Annotated in this window: 15 protein-coding genes; 9 read left to right on the top strand and 6 right to left on the bottom strand. The window is 44.2% G+C overall.

Annotation, left to right across the window (positions count from 1 at the left end):
- Nucleotides 1–10 precede the first annotated feature (10 nt).
- From acrA to priA, 4 genes are all read right to left on the bottom strand, one after another.
- Nucleotides 11–1,207, bottom strand: coding sequence for a multidrug efflux RND transporter periplasmic adaptor subunit AcrA (gene acrA / locus CKV74_RS04655; protein WP_007242023.1), 1,197 nt, complete (start codon nucleotides 1,205–1,207; stop codon nucleotides 11–13).
- A 33-nt stretch (nucleotides 1,208–1,240) separates the two neighbouring features.
- Nucleotides 1,241–1,804: a TetR/AcrR family transcriptional regulator gene (locus CKV74_RS04650; RefSeq protein WP_007241981.1), complete on the bottom strand. Its 564-nt coding sequence runs from the start codon at nucleotides 1,802–1,804 to the stop codon at nucleotides 1,241–1,243.
- Nucleotides 1,805–2,042: 238 nt separating this feature from the next.
- Complete coding sequence (gene ftsN / locus CKV74_RS04645) at nucleotides 2,043–2,864, bottom strand: cell division protein FtsN (RefSeq protein ID WP_095176798.1); 822 nt, start codon at nucleotides 2,862–2,864, stop codon at nucleotides 2,043–2,045.
- Nucleotides 2,865–2,986: 122 nt separating this feature from the next.
- Nucleotides 2,987–5,176, bottom strand: coding sequence for a primosomal protein N' (gene priA / locus CKV74_RS04640; RefSeq protein WP_007241947.1), 2,190 nt, complete (start codon nucleotides 5,174–5,176; stop codon nucleotides 2,987–2,989).
- A 124-nt stretch (nucleotides 5,177–5,300) separates the two neighbouring features.
- On the opposite strand from priA, the gene trmB reads away from it, so the two are divergent.
- The 9 genes from trmB (at nucleotide 5,301) to CKV74_RS04595 (ending at nucleotide 13,094) form a co-directional block, all read left to right on the top strand.
- Nucleotides 5,301–6,047 carry a tRNA (guanosine(46)-N7)-methyltransferase TrmB gene (trmB, locus tag CKV74_RS04635; RefSeq protein ID WP_007241980.1) on the top strand — a complete coding sequence of 249 codons (747 nt, stop codon included), beginning with the start codon at nucleotides 5,301–5,303 and terminating at the stop codon, nucleotides 6,045–6,047.
- 136 nt (nucleotides 6,048–6,183) lie between these two features.
- The gene (locus CKV74_RS04630) at nucleotides 6,184–6,519 is read left to right on the top strand and encodes a YggL family protein (protein ID WP_007241940.1); all 336 of its coding nucleotides are present in this window, start codon (nucleotides 6,184–6,186) and stop codon (nucleotides 6,517–6,519) included.
- A gap of 225 nt (nucleotides 6,520–6,744) precedes the next feature.
- A complete protein-coding gene (gene napF, locus CKV74_RS04625) occupies nucleotides 6,745–7,287 on the top strand; it encodes a ferredoxin-type protein NapF (protein ID WP_039847779.1) in 543 nt (180 codons plus the stop codon).
- Nucleotides 7,274–7,537 carry a chaperone NapD gene (locus CKV74_RS04620; RefSeq protein ID WP_039847773.1) on the top strand — a complete coding sequence of 88 codons (264 nt, stop codon included), beginning with the start codon at nucleotides 7,274–7,276 and terminating at the stop codon, nucleotides 7,535–7,537. The genes napF and CKV74_RS04620 overlap by 14 nt, the downstream gene beginning before the upstream one ends.
- A gap of 64 nt (nucleotides 7,538–7,601) precedes the next feature.
- Nucleotides 7,602–10,088 carry a nitrate reductase catalytic subunit NapA gene (napA, locus tag CKV74_RS04615; protein ID WP_007242032.1) on the top strand — a complete coding sequence of 829 codons (2,487 nt, stop codon included), beginning with the start codon at nucleotides 7,602–7,604 and terminating at the stop codon, nucleotides 10,086–10,088.
- Nucleotides 10,089–10,206: 118 nt separating this feature from the next.
- Nucleotides 10,207–11,112 (top strand): ferredoxin-type protein NapG, encoded by a 906-nt coding sequence (gene napG / locus CKV74_RS04610; RefSeq protein WP_095176797.1) that lies wholly within the window; start codon nucleotides 10,207–10,209, stop codon nucleotides 11,110–11,112.
- Entirely contained in the window at nucleotides 11,112–12,002 is an 891-nt protein-coding gene (gene napH / locus CKV74_RS04605) for a quinol dehydrogenase ferredoxin subunit NapH (protein ID WP_007242012.1), read from the top strand. The genes napG and napH overlap by 1 nt, the downstream gene beginning before the upstream one ends.
- Nucleotides 12,003–12,015: 13 nt before the next feature.
- The gene (locus CKV74_RS04600; RefSeq protein ID WP_007242057.1) at nucleotides 12,016–12,444 is read left to right on the top strand and encodes a nitrate reductase cytochrome c-type subunit; all 429 of its coding nucleotides are present in this window, start codon (nucleotides 12,016–12,018) and stop codon (nucleotides 12,442–12,444) included.
- Nucleotides 12,445–12,455: 11 nt separating this feature from the next.
- Nucleotides 12,456–13,094 carry a NapC/NirT family cytochrome c gene (locus CKV74_RS04595; RefSeq protein WP_007241960.1) on the top strand — a complete coding sequence of 213 codons (639 nt, stop codon included), beginning with the start codon at nucleotides 12,456–12,458 and terminating at the stop codon, nucleotides 13,092–13,094.
- Nucleotides 13,095–13,255: 161 nt separating this feature from the next.
- Here the strand turns inward: CKV74_RS04595 and gss are convergent, their stop codons facing one another.
- Together gss and lysA are read right to left on the bottom strand one after the other, a co-directional pair.
- On the bottom strand, nucleotides 13,256–15,133 hold the full coding sequence (gss, locus tag CKV74_RS04590) for a bifunctional glutathionylspermidine amidase/synthase (protein WP_007242000.1): 1,878 nt from the start codon (nucleotides 15,131–15,133) through the stop codon (nucleotides 13,256–13,258).
- Between the two features lie 216 nt (nucleotides 15,134–15,349).
- Nucleotides 15,350–16,600: a diaminopimelate decarboxylase gene (lysA, locus tag CKV74_RS04585; RefSeq protein ID WP_007241925.1), complete on the bottom strand. Its 1,251-nt coding sequence runs from the start codon at nucleotides 16,598–16,600 to the stop codon at nucleotides 15,350–15,352.
- Nucleotides 16,601–16,615 lie beyond the last annotated feature (15 nt).

Below are 16,615 nucleotides of genomic sequence, written 5' to 3'. Positions count from 1 at the left end.
CTTTTCCTAATTAAAGATTGGTTTTCTTCGCCGGTTGTTGCGTACCCACGCCTTCTTTATCGGCAACGGAAACTAAAGCACCATTGCTTAAGTTTTGTTGGCCTCCGGTCACAATTTTATCGCCTACTTTCACTTCATCGCCTTTTAATTGCGCATAAATGCCTTGACGATCCTTAGTAAAGACGGTGATTGATTTCGCACGGTACATATTTGCGGCTTTCTCTGCACCACCTAATTTCTCAATATCTTCGTCAGAAAGTGCGGTCAACACATAAAGAGATTCGCCATACATGTTGTAACTCACCGCCACTTGTGGCACTACAATTTGGCTATGTTCGGTCGGTAAAGCCACGTTTAAACGGGTAAACATACCGGAGAGCAATTTTGCACCGTCTTCCGGCTCAAAGGTTGCTTGAACATCAATCAAACCGGTCGAAGTATTGATCGCAGGCTCAATAGCGGTGATTTTTGCAGCAAAGGTTTCACCTTTACGGGCATCAGCAGTAGCCGTCACTTTTTGCCCCACATGCAGTCTATCCAACAAATTCTGCGCAATAGCGAAATCGACTTTCATAGAAGAACGATCTTCAACACGTACAATTTCCGTACCTACATTGACATATTGCCCAACATTCACTTTCACAATACCGGCTTTACCATCGAAAGGTGCCACAATTTGACGACGCTCAATAGCCGCTTTTAAAGAATTGATATTAGCAGCCTGAGCATCATAGGCGGCTTTGGCACTATCCAGTTCCTGACGGGATACCGAACCGCTGGCAATCAAGCTAGCATAACGTTGATAGGTCGCCCGTAATGAAGGTAACTGGGCTTCAGCGGCCGCTAAACTAGCTCGCTCAACAGAGCTATCCAATTCAACCAACAAATCGCCTTTTTTCACCTGCTGGCCGTTGCTGACTAATACTCTTGCTACCGTTCCGGCATTCTGCGAACTTAACATAGCTCCTTGATTTGGACGAACAAGACCGGTCGTTTCAATTACCGGCGTCCACTCGGATGCCGCTACGGTCATAGCGGTTACAGGAGATGCCGTTTCCGGCTTATTGGCCAAGAACTCTGCGATACCTTTTGCTTTCATCTGATTCATAAAAATCATCGCAGCAAAAATTAACACAAACACGCCCAACGCTAATTTCAAAAAGAAAACATGCGAACGCTTTGGTCGTTGAGATTGAGTTATACTCATTTGGAAAACTCCGTTAAAACATAAAGTTACAGGTTATTTCTGAATTGCCCGCCAAGAACGGTCAACCACAGATTCCAGAATTTCATCGGTAATCTCCGATTGAAAAAATTTAAAGTCTGACGCTACTGCCATGGCGGTTTTCAGACTTAACATAAATAAAATATCGTTTGATAAATCAGCGAGGATTCCGGACTCTCGTCCCTGTTCGCAAAAGCGATCCCAGCAGGAATGTTTCGGCTCCCGACAAATATCTACAAATTCAGGGAGTGATCGGTATTGATTAATATTGCAAAGAATCGTCGGATTGTTCTGCAAAAACCGCCAGATATTCCACCACATAGTGCGATATTGGTTAAACAATGGCTGATTTTCATCAACATCTTGTTCAATCGCCATTATAAATTGGCAAAACACCTGACGGGCAAAGTTCGTCAACAGCTCATCTTTATTTTTAAAATACAGATAGATCGTTCCCGCAACGATACCTGCTTCTTTAGCCAATTTATGCATCGATAAATGATGCAAACCCTCTTTGGCCATTAGGCGATCAGTGGCGGCAAAAATCTGTGCGCTCAAATCAGCTTTTGTCTGTCGCATAATAAAATTTTTCTAGGATTTAAATGAAGAAAGGAACATTTGAAACGATAAGAATTGATTATCACAGCCCAAATGAATGAACGTTCATTCTATGGATTTTTACCCACTTGGCAAGGAGTTATTTGAAAACGCCCCCGAGTTTTTTAACATTTTGCCGAAAATAGAAGCTAAGTCATTGATTTTATTAGAGGTAAAAATAAAACCGCAAATCTCACGATTTTGCGGTTTTATCTGAAGGTTACATACCGATAACAACACAGCCAATTACTGATTTGGCTTTTTCCTGCACTTGAACAGCACCATCCCGGGAAGCAAAGGGGCCAACCCGCACCCGATTCCATTCGCCGCTAACAACCACTTGGGCATTCACGCCGACCATAGCCAAACGGCCCTGCAAACTTTCGGCCTGAGTGCGATTTTTAAAAGCTCCACATTGCAAACCAAATTTTTTCTCACCACTTGCCGCATCGGTTTTCACTTCTGCCTTCTTGGCAGTTTCAATTTTCGCCGGTTCATTTTTCGGCTGTGGCTGCTGTGCAGTTTCCACTTTCACTTCCGGTTTCTTCACCGGTTCCGTTTTTTTCACCGCTTCAGGTTTCACCACTTGAGCTGGCGTTGCTGCTGTTTCAGTTTTAGTTGCTGCTTCCACTTTCGCGGCTAATTCCGCTTTTGCCTGCGCTTCTAATTTTTTCGCTTCTTGGGCTTTTTGCTCTTTTTCCATTTGCAGCAACACTTCACGTTGCTCTTTGGTCAAGCGCATGTTTTTTTCCACCGAATTTTGGTTATTGTCCACCGGTACAGTGCGGGTTTCCAACGCTTGGATATAACTCCACACCTCCTCCGGACGATTCGGCAGAACGCTTTTCGGTTGCGTTTTTTCTACTACGGCCGGTGCTGGAGTTACCGGCTCAGGGGTTTTCGAACGCAATAAAAACAGACCGCCTGCAAAGGCGATTACCACCGCTAAAGCGATTAAGATTAAGAGAGTTTTATTGGCTTTTTTGCCTTTTTTCTTTTTGTTGTTACCGCGCTGACGGGCGGCAAAGTCGCGATGAGCCACTATATTAAGATCCTAACTGTTAATGGGGTAAAAACCGCCAAAAAATTTATCCGATGAAAAACCGGCCAATTCTACTGAAAATTGCCCCGTTTCGCTAGAGGGACGGGCGTATTTCAATACGATTAGCTTAAATCCTGAGGATCCACATCCAACGCCAAACGCACCGAAGAACCTTTCAATGTCTGTCCTCGATAAGTCTGTAACAGTAATTGCAAGGCGCGTCGCGATGGATGTTGCAACAACAATTGCCAACGATATTGCCCGGCTTTCTTACTAAATGGCGCCGGCATCGGTCCTAAAATCTGCAATCCTGCCACCTGCTGTCCGCGTACAAAATCAGCTATCCGTAATAATGTTTGTTCCGCTTCATCACTATGACGCGCCTGTGCCTTGAAAAGAGCTTGAAAACTAAACGGGGGTAAACCCATTTGTCGGCGTTGTTGAAGACACTGCTCAGCAAAAGCTGTATATCCCTTGGCTAACAAGGTTGTGAGTAGCGGGTGATCAGGATAATGGGTTTGTAATACCACTTCCCCCGCTTTTTCAGCCCGTCCGGCGCGACCTGCTACCTGCACATATAATTGGGCAAGCCGCTCCTCAGCCCGAAAGTCTAAGGAAAATAAAGCACTATCCACATTAATTAACGCTACTAGGGTCACATTTGGGAAATGATGCCCCTTTGCTAACATTTGAGTACCAATAAGGATTTGGCTTTTACCCGCATTGATATCCGCTAAGTAGCCTTCTAATTTACCTTTACGAGCCGTGCTATCCCGATCGATACGAGCTATCTGATATTGTGGAAAAATCTCCGCCAAGGCCGTTTCTAGCTGCTCAGTGCCCAAGCCGGTGGTAATCAAATTGGTGGAACCACAATCGCCACATTGCATGGGTAACGGCTTTTGGCCACCACAATGATGGCAACGCAATACACGGAGCTGCTGGTGATAGGTATAGGGTTTATCGCAATGGCGGCAAGTCGCAATCCAACCACACTCATGACACAGTAATACCGGAGCAAAGCCACGACGATTGAGGAACAACAACACTTGGTTGCCCTTTTCCAAATGCTCGCGCATTTTATTTAGTAAAGGTTGCGACAGCCCCTGTTGTACCCTTTGATGTTTCAAATCAATGACCGTTTGTCGTAATGCATTGCCGGAAGCCGCACGGCGGGCTAATTGCAGATGTTGATACTTGCCGTTATGCACATTATTTAGGCTTTCCAAGCTTGGGGTTGCAGATCCCAAGATGATCGGAATCGCCATTTTTTGCGCTAGCACTACCGCTAAATCTCGCGCATGATAGCGCCAACCGTCCTGTTGTTTGAAGGAACCATCATGTTCTTCATCTAAAATGATCAAACCTAAATCGGCAAATTGGCTAAATAGTGCGGAACGGGTACCAATCACAATCGCACTTTCGCCATTGCGCGCACGTTCCCACACCTGTAAACGCTCACTATCATTTAAATTAGAATGCAACACATCAATGCGAACATTAAAGCGGCTATTAAAACGCTCAACGGTTTGTGGCGTTAAACCGATTTCCGGTACCAACACCAATACCTGTTTACCTTGTTTTAAAATCTCTTCAATATATTGCAGATAAATTTCCGTTTTCCCTGAGCCGGTCACACCATCTAGCAACCATACATTAAAACCTTGCTGAAATTGCAGTTGGCTAAAGGCCAAGGCCTGCTGTTTATTGAGGGTTAGACGGTCGTTAGCATTCACTAAGGGTTGCTCACCTAACGCTTGCTGCCAGCTTTGCCGAATGATCGGTTGGCTTACCTGGCACACCCAATTTTTCCCCACGAGAGCCGACCACAGTGCGCTACTAAACGGATTATTACCTTTCTCTAATTCACCATCGCATAAGGCTTGCAAGGCTTCTTGTTGTTTCTTGGCACGTTTTGCCCAATGTTCGATTAATGCTTGTTCACCGAGCGCCGTCAAACGCCATACAACCCGCTCCGTGGCCGTCAACGGCTCACCGTTACGCAATTTAACCGGTAATGCCTGCAACAACACTTCACCAATCGGTGCCTGATAATAATCCGCCGCCCAATGAAGCCATTGCCAACTCACCGAATTAAATAAAGATTGTTCATCCAATAAACAATCGATGGATTTGAGTTGGCTTGGTGTGATATCGGATTCAGCCGGTAATGCCGCGACGATCCCTACCTTATGTTGCCGGCCGAAAGGAACTTTCACCCGCGCACCAACAACAATCGGCAAATCGTCCGCACACCAATAATCAAAATATTGCGCTAAAGGCACCGCCAAAGCGACTCGTACAATCTTCATGAATGCCAAATACTCAGAAAACTCAAAAAATTGCCGGCATTATACGCAAATCGTTCACAAAGATCTTGGCGCAGGGTATTTTCGTGTATAATCGCAGGCCGATTTTTTCATTAAAGATAAACAAATGACCGATTTAAACGCTGTTTTTGCCGATCAAAAACGTAAAACCGTCGAAACCGCCGAGTTTACCGAAGATGGCCGCTATAAACGCCGCGTCCGCAGTTTTGTGTTACGTACCGGCCGCCTGAGCGATTTCCAGAAAAACATGATGGTGGAACACTGGCCGCACTTGGGCTTGGATTACCAAAACACGCCTTTTGATTTCCAAGCAATTTACGGTAACGATAAGCCGGTTATCTTGGAAATTGGCTTCGGGATGGGAAAATCCTTGGTGGAAATGGCCGCCGCGAATCCCGATAAAAATTACTTAGGGATTGAAGTCCATACGCCTGGAGTCGGTGCCTGTATCGCTTATGCAGTAGAAAAAGCTGTAACCAACCTGCGGATAATTTGCCATGATGCAACGGAAATTCTACGTGATGCCGTTGCTGATGCGAGCCTTGGCGGTCTACAGCTATTCTTCCCGGATCCGTGGCATAAGGCCAAGCACCATAAACGTCGCATCGTACAACCCCCGTTTGTCGCTCAAGTCGTACAAAAATTGCAGCCGAACGGCTTTATTCATATGGCGACCGACTGGGAAAATTATGCGGAACAAATGTTGGAAGTGCTATCTGCCAACCCACATTTAACAAACACGGCTCCTCAGGACTTCATTCCACGTCCCGATTTCCGCCCGCTCACCAAATTCGAAGCGCGCGGCCATCGGCTAGGGCACGGTGTTTGGGATCTGTATTTTATTAAGCGTTAACCCACTCGGCCTCATTTTCAACAACTATCAATAAAATCAATGACTTATGATTGATTTTTAGAAAAACTTTATAAATTCAGGGGGCGTTTGGAACCTCCAAACAACTGAATTTCTACCACAAAATAGGAGAAACAACATGGCAACTCGCAATCAACGCCAACGTAAAAAAATGCATTTGGCTGAATTCCAAGAATTAGGCTTTTTAGTCAACTGGCAATTCGCTGAAGGCACCAGCCTTGAAACAATCGATGACACCGTAGATCGTTTTATCGCCGAAGTTGTACAACCAAATGGCTTGGCCTATGAAGGTAGCGGCTATTTACATTGGGAAGGCTTAGTTTGCTTAGAGAAAATCGGTAAATGCGATGAAAGCCACCGTCAATTAGTTCAACGATGGTTGGAAAAGAATGGTTTGCAACAAATCGAAGTTAGCCAATTATTCGATATTTGGTGGGATTACCCGGCTAAATAATCCATAAAAAAGGCACTCAAAAAAGGCGATATAAAATCGCCTTTTTTCTTTGTTTTTTAACAATTTATTTACATTCAACGCTATTTTTTTAACCTCAATTTAGACCGGGATCAAAAAAAACATTTCTTTTTGCCAATCTACCCATTTTAGGTAGTTCCTATTCCCCTATTAGCACCGCATAATGCCCCGCCGAAATCATAGTAAAAACGAATAAAAATGACTGAAATGAGCGATCAATCCATCTCCCGACGACACTTCTTGCGCGGTGAGTTTTTGTCCTCATTAAAACCCGAACACAAACAATTGCAACAAACCGATTATCTACGCCCACCTTGGGCCATTAACAATGCGGATTTCGTTGAAAATTGTACCCGCTGTGGTGATTGTATACTGGTTTGTGAAACCAACATTATCGTTAAAGGTGAAGGTGATTTCCCTGAAATTCGCTTCGATAAAGGCGAATGTACTTTTTGTCAAAAATGCGTTTTAGTTTGCCAGCAACCCATTTTTCGTCCATTAGAAGAACAACCTTGGGCGCATAAAATTGAAATTACATCGCAATGCCTAAGTGAAAAACGGGTTGAATGTCGCAGCTGCCAAGATAACTGCCCAACTGCTGCTATTCGCTTCCGATTACAATTGGGCGGTGTTGCAAAACCCATACTAAATTTGGAAAGTTGTAATGGTTGTGGGGCATGTTTAAGCGTGTGTCCGACAAAAGCGATTAAAATTATTAATTTTGAAGTTAACAAAAATGAGTCAATTTAGCGAAAACGAGAACTGGTATGTATGCAGCATTGTGGTGCAGGCCAGACCGGAAAAACTCAATCAAGTCAAAGCGGCTATTTTAGCCATTCCAACGGCTGAAATTCACGGTGAGAAAGCCGATGAAGGTAAATTGGTGGTTACCCTTGAAAGTAACCGCCAACTAGCGTTAGCAGATCTTATGGATGAAATTAAAGACATTCCGGGCGTGATTGTTGTGTCTTTAATTTCGAATTATTTAGATGAAAAATAAAATGATTGGACGTACATCAGCTTTATTTGTGCGTACTGAAATTTAACAACGAGTGGGGAAAACTATGGAACTTAATCGTAGAGATTTTATGAAAGCCAATGCTGCGCTTGCTGCAGCTGCGGCTGCCGGTATGACCATCCCTGTTAAACAGGTCGATGCGGCAGAAGATATGGGCATCAAATGGGATAAAGCACCATGTCGTTTCTGTGGTACAGGATGTAGCGTATTGGTAGGAACTAAAGACGGTCGTGTTGTTGCCACCCAAGGTGACCCAGATGCAGAGGTAAACCGCGGTTTAAACTGTATCAAAGGTTACTTCCTTTCTAAAATCATGTACGGTGCAGACCGTGTACAAACTCCGTTATTACGTATGAAAGACGGCAAATTCCACAAAGAAGGCGACTTTACACCGGTTTCTTGGGATCAAGCTTTCACCATTATGGCGGAAAAAATCAAAGATATCTTGAAGAAAAAAGAACCAAATGCTGTAGGGATGTTCTCTTCAGGCCAAACCACCATCTATGAAGGCTATGCAAAAGTAAAACTTTGGAAAGCCGGTCTTCGTTCTAATACTATCGATCCTAATGCTCGCCACTGTATGGCATCTGCAGCGGTTGCGTTTATGCGTACCTTTGGTATGGATGAACCAATGGGCTGCTATAACGATATCGAAAAAACCGATGCGTTTGTGCTTTGGGGTTCAAACATGGCGGAAATGCATCCAATTTTATGGTCGCGTATTTCTGACCGTCGTCTTTCAGATGATAAAGTGCGTGTTGTGGTAATGTCTACTTTCGAACACCGTTCTTTTGAATTAGCTGATGTGCCTATCGTATTTAATCCACATTCAGACCTTGCAATCCTTAACTACATCGCAAACTACATTATCCAAAACGATAAAGTAAACTGGGATTTCGTTAATAAACATACCAAATTCAAACGTGGTGAAACCGATATCGGTTATGGTTTACGCCCAGAACACCCACTTGAAGTTGCAGCAAAAAATCGCAAAACTGCGGGTAAAATGTATGACTCCGATTTCGAAGAATTTAAGAAAATCGTTGCGCCTTATACATTAGATGAAGCTCACCGCATTTCTGGTGTACCAAAAGATCAGCTTGAAACCCTCGCGAAGATGTATGCAGATCCAGAACAAAACTTAGTTTCTTTCTGGACAATGGGCTTTAACCAACATACCCGTGGTGTGTGGGTTAACCACATGATCTATAACGTACACTTGCTTACAGGTAAAATTTCTAAACCTGGTTGTGGCCCGTTCTCATTAACTGGTCAACCTTCAGCCTGTGGTACAGCACGTGAAGTCGGTACTTTCGTTCACCGTTTACCGGCGGACATGGTGGTGACCAATCCTAAACACGTTGAAATCACTGAGAAAAAATGGAAATTACCAAAAGGTACCATTCCAACTGTACCTGGATACTCTGCTGTACAACAAAGCCGTGCATTAAAAGATGGCAAATTAAACTTCTTATGGCAACTTTGTACCAACAACATGCAAGGCGGTCCAAACATTAATGAAGAAATTTTCCCAGGCTGGCGTAACCCTGAAAACTTCATCGTTGTTTCAGACCCTTACCCATCCGTTTCTGCGGTTGCTGCTGACTTAATTCTTCCAACTTGTATGTGGGTAGAAAAAGAAGGGGGCTATGGTAATGCAGAACGTCGTACCCAATTATGGCGTCAACAAGTAAAAGGCCCGGGTGAGTCTCGTTCTGACTTATGGCAAATTGTTGAATTCTCTAAATACTTCAAAACGGATGAAGTATGGGGTGAAGAGTTATTAGCTCAAATGCCTGAATATCGTGGCAAAACTTTATATGAAGTGCTTTACGAAAATGGTGAAGTAAACAAATTTAAAGTACCAACAGATGTTCCGGGATACATCAATGATGAAGCGGATCACTTTGGTTACTACTTACAAAAAGGCTTATTCGAAGAATACGCTGACTTCGGTCGTGGTCATGGTCATGACTTAGCACCATTCGATACTTATCACCAAGTACGTGGTTTACGTTGGCCGGTTGTTGACGGTAAAGAAACCTTATGGCGTTACCGTGAAGGCTTTGACCCGTACGTTAAAGCAGGCGAAGATGTTGCTTTCTACGGTTATCCAGATAAAAAAGCAATTATCTTAGGTGTGCCTTATGAAGACCCTGCAGAATCACCGGATGAAGAATATCCATTATGGTTATGTACTGGTCGTGTACTTGAGCACTGGCATACCGGTACTATGACTCGTCGTGTACCTGAATTACACCGTGCGTTCCCGAACAACTTAGTTTGGATGCACCCAGCGGATGCAAAAAAATATGGCTTACGTCATGGGGATAAAGTGAAGTTAATTACTCGTCGTGGTGAAATGGTTTCTTACTTAGATACCCGTGGTCGTAACAAATGTCCTCAGGGCTTAATTTACACCACCTTCTTTGATGCAGGTCAGCTTGCTAACAAATTAACTTTAGATGCAACCGACCCAATTTCAGGCGAAACCGACTTCAAAAAATGTGCGGTTAAAGTTGTTAAAGCGTAAATACAGCTGTAAGGGCGTAGCAAGTACGCCCCTATATTAAATTTACGAACTACCAACAAGAGCGATTGAACTAAACAACGCTGTTGTGAAAGCAAATCGCTTATAAAAGGAAACGCTGATGAAACTTGATCCCAACCGTCGTCAATTTTTAAAAAATGTGACCCGAACGGCTGTCGGAGTGTGTGGTGTAGGCGTCATTCTTGGCTTACAGCAACAACAAGCTAAAGCAAAAGAAGGCGTCGCCTTACGTCCACCCGGTGCATTACCGGAAAAGGATTTCTTGGCTGCTTGTACCCGCTGCGGACAATGTGTCCAAGCGTGTCCATATGATATGTTGTATCTAGCCTCGCTAATTTCTCCAATGGAAGCCGGCACACCTTATTTTATCGCTCGGGATAAACCTTGCGAAATGTGTCCGGATATTCCTTGTATGAATGCCTGCCCAAGTGGTGCGTTAAGTGAAGAACTTAAAGACATCAATGATGCGAGAATGGGGTTGGCGGTTTTGCTAGACCATGAAACTTGTCTTAACTGGCAAGGTTTACGTTGTGATGTTTGTTATCGTGTTTGTCCATTAGTGGATAAAGCAATTACGCTCGAACGTGTGCACAATGATCGTACGGGAATTCATGCGAAGCTTATTCCAACTGTTCATTCCGATGCTTGCACCGGATGTGGTAAATGCGAACAAGCTTGCGTATTAGAAGAAGCGGCAATTAAAGTCTTACCGATGGATATCGCCAAAGGCTTACTCGGCCGCCACTATCGCTTAGGCTGGAAAGAAAAACAAAACGCTGGAAAATCCTTAATTGAGGAACAACATCCGGATGGTTTACGTCCAGCAATGGATGCTCGTATGCCGGAAGGCTTACATGAGCCGGTTTATCAGCCAATGCAGGTTCAACCAAACCAAAAAGTGGCAACGCCGAATCGTGCAACAATGGATTATGTACCTAATCCAACAACGGTACCGGAAGCTGAGCAATTTCCAAATCTGGACTTAAACATTAAGGGGGTTAAATAATGGCTGAAAAATATACCCCGAATAAACCCAAAGATGCAGGCTTAGAAGCTCGTCAAAAACTGGGGTGGTGGCATGCATATCGCTTTTTGATTCTACGACGAATTAGCCAATTGAGCATTATTTTGATGTTCTTAAGCGGCCCGATTTGGCAGTTTTGGATTCTAAAAGGCAATTACAGCTCAAGTATGCTTTTGGATACTGTGCCATTTACAGATCCATTGATTACCGCTGAAAGTTTAGTGACTGGTTATTTACCAGAAATCACAACGATCATCGGTGCCTTGGTCATTGTCATATTCTACGCCATCGTTGCCAGCAAAGCCTTTTGCAGTTGGGTTTGCCCAATGAACATGGTCACCGATGCAGCAGCTTGGTTACGTAGAAAATTGGGTATTCGCCAATCACTTAAAATCTCACGCCAACTTCGTTATGTAGTTTTAGCGATGATTCTAGTTGGTAGTGCGATAACCGGCACTCTCTTATGGGAATGGATAAACCCTGTTGCAGCCTTTGGCCGCGTGTTCGTTTTCGGAACGGGGGCGACTCTTTGGTTAGTAGCAGTCATTTTCCTATTTGACTTACTGGTTGCCGAACATGGTTGGTGTGGTCACCTTTGCCCAATTGGCGCGATGTACGGCGTGATTGGAGCCAAAAGCCTAATCAAAATCAACGTGATTGATCGTAATCGCTGTGACCGTTGTATGGACTGCTATAACGTCTGCCCTGAACCGCAAGTGTTACGCCTTCCTTTACACGGAGATGCAGAAGATAGCCAAATTGTGTTAGCAAAAGATTGTATAACCTGTGGACGTTGTATTGACGTTTGCCCTGAAAATGTATTTACGTTTGGTTCTCGTTTTGAGAAACAAGTTAAAATTAAAAATATTTAATGGAGTGGATTTCATGAAAAAAACATTTATTTTCATGCTGGCTTTATGTAGCGGATTGGCGTTTGCCGATGCTCCGCAAGTTGCAAACAGCATTGATAAAACTGCAGAAAGTATTGCACCTGCATTTACTAATCCTTATAAAGATGCGGGCAATATCCCTGTGACCTTCCCTAACCAACCCCCACTTGTTCCACACAGTATTCGTGGTTTACAAGTCACTAAGAATGCCAACCAATGTTTAGGTTGTCACTCTCCGGATGTTGCTCCAACAACCGGTGCACCTCGCGTACCGGAAAGCCATTTCCTTACTCGCGATGGACAAAAAACAGAAGGCACCTCACCACGTCGTTATTTCTGCTTACAATGCCACGTTCAACAAACCGACGTGAACCCAATTATTCAAAATAAATTTGAAACCATTCGTCAGATGCAAGGTAAATAAGGAGCAACACCATGATTAAATCAAGCATTCAAAAAGTCTGCCGTTGGTTACGCTCACCAAGCAAAATGGCTATTGGCGGCGTTATTTTATTAACCATCATTGGAACTATCGTTGGCACCAACCTATTCAATGTAGGAATGGCCACCACCAATACGGAACAATTCTGTTCAGATTGTCACACCAATGATGTTGTGCCTGAATACCAAGCGTCCGTACACTTTAGCAACCGCTCAGGTGTCAAAGCGATCTGTTCAGACTGTCATGTACCACATGAATTCGTTCCAAAAATGATCCGTAAAATGCAGGCTTCTACCGAAGTATTTGCGTACTATACGGGTAAAGTTGATACCAAAGAAAAATTTGAAAAACATCGTTTAGAAATGGCGGAACGCGAGTGGGCCCGCATGAAAGCTAATGGTTCTCAAGAATGTCGTAACTGCCATAACTTCAACGATATGGACTTTACTCAACAAAAAACTGTAGCGCAACAAATGCACGCCCTTGCACAGGAACAAAACAAAACCTGTATTGACTGTCATAAAGGTATTGCTCACAACCTTCCACACATGGAAAAAGTGCAACAAAGCTTTATTCCGGAAGACATGTTGAAAGCGCCTGAAAAAGCGGCTGATAACAAAGACGCGAAATAATCGTGATAAGCTAAAGCTTTAAAATATCTATTACCTGCACCCGAAGGTTAAGAAAAACTGATGAAGGTGCAGATTTTTTATGTATTAAGACGTTGATAGCAACACCACAAAGATTTCTCCTTAAATAAAAAAGACCGTAGTTAACGGTCTTTTTTTATGCTTTAAAACGCATTATCCGGTAATACCCGCAATGGCTGCATATCACTATCACCGACAATAACCCGGCTCGGATCGGAACGCAAGCAGCTACCGCCGTAATGACCACCAACGGTGAAGGTACAGATTTGCACATATTGATCATCCACCTGAGGTAAACACCAAAGCTGTTGGTAAATATTCTCCTGTGCACCAAATTTACCATTAGTTTCACCGAGGGTTTTCCCCTCACCAATCAGCGTCACATTATCGCCACGGCGACCGCTAATCGGTTTTTTGGCATACCCTTCAAGTTTCAGATTCTCCGTTGGAGAAAAAGAGGCTTCTAATAAATAACGATGGTTTGGGAAGAGTGACCAAAGCACCGGCAAAATCGCCTTATTACTAGGAATTGCTGTCCATAACGGTTCATACACTAAAACCTCAGGACGTAGCAACACATCGATTAAACGCACCTTATCACCGGCATAACCGGTACGAATCGGCGGAGCGGTTTCATCACCACGGGTTTCTTGGCGCAACTGTTCGATCATGGTTTCCCATGCCCAAGTCTTCCATACAGTTTGAACTAAATTATTATCATCGTCCAACAAACGCCCCCGATTATCCCAATACAATCCTTCGGTACCGTGAATAATCTTGGCGCGGAATCCCGCCTGTGCCAATGCTGTCGCCATAAATAATGAATGGTAGTCCTCTTCATTATCATGATCCTGCAAAATATGCACCAGTTTCGATGCCTCACTATGCTGCCAACAATCAGCCAATGCATTACGTAGACCATCCCCCGGATTTTCGCCTAAATTCACTCCGGCCTGCTGTGCCCAACGGGTCATAATATCGCCGGCTTCCGCATGACAGGATGCCGAATCGGCATTATATTCATATACCTTCAAACCACGTTCATCTAAACAAAAATCCAAACGGCCGGTAATGGTTTGATAACGACGATTTTGCCAAGACAGACGTAACCGTGGCCACAATACTTTCGGAATATCAAAACGAGCCAATAAATTATCGTCTTTTAAGACTTTATCAGTGGCGTGCAAATACATTAAATGCACTTCATTGGTGGCCCGAATCAGCTCCTGATGGGCACTATCAGAAATAGCAAAGTAGCGATATTGACTGCCCCGATTCACCCGATGTCCGCCCATTGCTTTTACGTAAGCCGCATCAAAGGGCTTGTGCTCATCCAGCCAAGGGCCATTAAATTGGCCGCGATCAGCAATATATTCCGCCTTAATCGGCAGTTTCTCCGCCGATGGCATTGGTTGTGGCTGACTATATTGGGTATCCGCAGTTTGTAACATCCAGCCTAAAATATGGGTGTCTTGAAAGGTATCCTGCAACCAATAGCCGCAATCATCATGGCGCAACGGTAATTCACGAGTCCATTGTTGGCCAGTTGGTAAACGACTATGGATCACATTTTGTTCGGCAATCCGAATTCTATCCGCTAACACTTCAGTTATCACCGCCACATGGCCGGTGTTTTTAAATTCCCCTCCTTCTGCCCAAATCAACAATGCACCGGCTTGTGGTGCACGCTGCGAACCGTTGGCAAAGGCCTGTAGTGGCACTAAGGCATCATCCACCACACAACGTAAAAAGCGTAAGGAGAAAATCTCGTAGGCCATGCCGACATCGGTGAATACCAATCCATAATTAAGATACAAATAGCGACGGGCAAATTCCACGCATTGCCATTTATAGCCCATGTATTCACGGCCTAAATAGCTACGAAACGCAGCATCATTGGGATATTCGGTATCGTCGGCAGTGGTGTAATCCGAGGAATAAATGGCTACGCCACCCGGCGCATAACCAAGTAGGCTACCAAAAGGATCATGGGTGACAATATTGGGGGAACGATCTGGCATAAAAAACTCCGAGTAAAAATAAAGCGCTAATCAGTATAGCGCTTTTTGCTAAGAGCCCCCAAATATCGCAATGCTCAAACGCCCCCTAGAAAAAACAAGTTTTTCCCAAAACAACATGTAACTCATTGATTTTATTAGAGTTGCATAAAAATACTTTTTTGCACAAAAAAAGGCGGGGAAAACCCCGCCTCTGTGTTGTCTTTATCGATTTTTTTCTTAATCCATTAAGCTTTCTAAAGCCCATAATTCTGTTAAGGCTTCGCGGCGGCGGATTAATTTAGCCTTTTCACCGTCTACCATCACTTCAGCCGTGCGCGGATGAGAATTGTAGTTGGAGGACATGCTGGCCCCATAAGCCCCAGCTGAACGTTGAGCAATAAAATCACCTGCCGCAATCGCCAATTGACGGCCCTTACCTAAGAAATCGGAGGTTTCACAAATCGGCCCCACGACATCATAAATGGCGCTATCACGCGGTTTGTTGCGATCCACTTCGACAATTTCCATATAGGCTTGATAAAGCGCTGGACGAATCATATCGTTCATCCCCGCATCAACAATTGCGAAGTTGCGGCTTTCGTTACTTTTTAAATAACGTACTTGGCTAACCAAAATTCCCGCATTTGCGCTGATCGCACGTCCCGGTTCAAGGATAATTTCCAATTGTGGGTAGGCTTTTAATTTATTTAATAGGGCACGCGCATAATCGCTCGGGTGTGGTGGCGTTTCACCATGGTAAGGCACGCCTAAACCGCCCCCAAAATCCAAGTGACGCAGTTCAATACCATCCTGTTGCAACTGCTCCATTAGCACTAATAAACGATCGGTCGCATCTAAAAAAGGTTGTAACTCGGTCAGCTGAGAACCGATATGACAATCCATACCGACAATTTTTACATGCGCCAAACCGGCCGCCAATTTATACACGGCCCGGGCTTCATCCACACTCACACCGAATTTATTTTCTTTCAGGCCGGTGGAAATATACGGATGAGTATGCGCATCCACATCAGGGTTCACGCGCAATGAAATCGGTGCAATCTTGCCCATTTCACCGGCAATTTGATTGATATTATGCAATTCAGCTACGGATTCCACGTTAAAGCAGCGAATCCCAACTTCCAAGGCTCGCATGATTTCTTCACGGGATTTAGCCACGCCGGAAAATACCACCTTGCCAGGCTCACCACCTGCGGCCAAGACGCGTTCCAATTCTCCCTGCGACACAATATCAAAGCCCGAACCCAATTGCGCCATCACATTCAATACGGCAATATTGGAATTGGCTTTTACCGCATAACAAATCAAATGTGGATGCGTTCCCAATGCACTATCAAACGCGTGCCAATGTCGTTCCAAGGTTGCGCGGGAATAAATATAAAGTGGTGTACCGAACTCTTCGGCAAGTTGTTGTACGGCGCGTTTTTCAGCAAACAGGCGACCATCTTGAAATTGGAAGAAATCCATAAAATATCCTGCAAT

It is taken from the genome of Haemophilus pittmaniae (assembly GCF_900186995.1).
GTDB classification, from domain to species: domain Bacteria; phylum Pseudomonadota; class Gammaproteobacteria; order Enterobacterales; family Pasteurellaceae; genus Haemophilus_D; species Haemophilus_D pittmaniae.
Note: the sequence above shows the minus strand (reverse complement) of the source record. Positions and strands in the feature narration are given on the sequence as shown.

Bases quoted from the DNA above. Each gene is read 5' to 3' on its own strand.
- CKV74_RS04630 (WP_007241940.1), top strand. From the start codon at position 6,184: ATGGCAACTCGCAATCAACGCCAACGTAAAAAAATGCATTTGGCTGAA.
- priA (WP_007241947.1), bottom strand. From the start codon at position 5,176: ATGAAGATTGTACGAGTCGCTTTGGCGGTGCCTTTAGCGCAATATTTT.
- CKV74_RS04595 (WP_007241960.1), top strand. From the start codon at position 12,456: ATGATTAAATCAAGCATTCAAAAAGTCTGCCGTTGGTTACGCTCACCA.
- acrA (WP_007242023.1), bottom strand. From the start codon at position 1,207: ATGAGTATAACTCAATCTCAACGACCAAAGCGTTCGCATGTTTTCTTT.
- CKV74_RS04620 (WP_039847773.1), top strand. From the start codon at position 7,274: ATGAGTCAATTTAGCGAAAACGAGAACTGGTATGTATGCAGCATTGTG.
- napG (WP_095176797.1), top strand. From the start codon at position 10,207: ATGAAACTTGATCCCAACCGTCGTCAATTTTTAAAAAATGTGACCCGA.
- gss (WP_007242000.1), bottom strand. From the start codon at position 15,133: ATGCCAGATCGTTCCCCCAATATTGTCACCCATGATCCTTTTGGTAGC.
- napH (WP_007242012.1), top strand. From the start codon at position 11,112: ATGGCTGAAAAATATACCCCGAATAAACCCAAAGATGCAGGCTTAGAA.
- CKV74_RS04650 (WP_007241981.1), bottom strand. From the start codon at position 1,804: ATGCGACAGACAAAAGCTGATTTGAGCGCACAGATTTTTGCCGCCACT.
- lysA (WP_007241925.1), bottom strand. From the start codon at position 16,600: ATGGATTTCTTCCAATTTCAAGATGGTCGCCTGTTTGCTGAAAAACGC.
- trmB (WP_007241980.1), top strand. From the start codon at position 5,301: ATGACCGATTTAAACGCTGTTTTTGCCGATCAAAAACGTAAAACCGTC.
- CKV74_RS04600 (WP_007242057.1), top strand. From the start codon at position 12,016: ATGAAAAAAACATTTATTTTCATGCTGGCTTTATGTAGCGGATTGGCG.
- napA (WP_007242032.1), top strand. From the start codon at position 7,602: ATGGAACTTAATCGTAGAGATTTTATGAAAGCCAATGCTGCGCTTGCT.
- napF (WP_039847779.1), top strand. From the start codon at position 6,745: ATGAGCGATCAATCCATCTCCCGACGACACTTCTTGCGCGGTGAGTTT.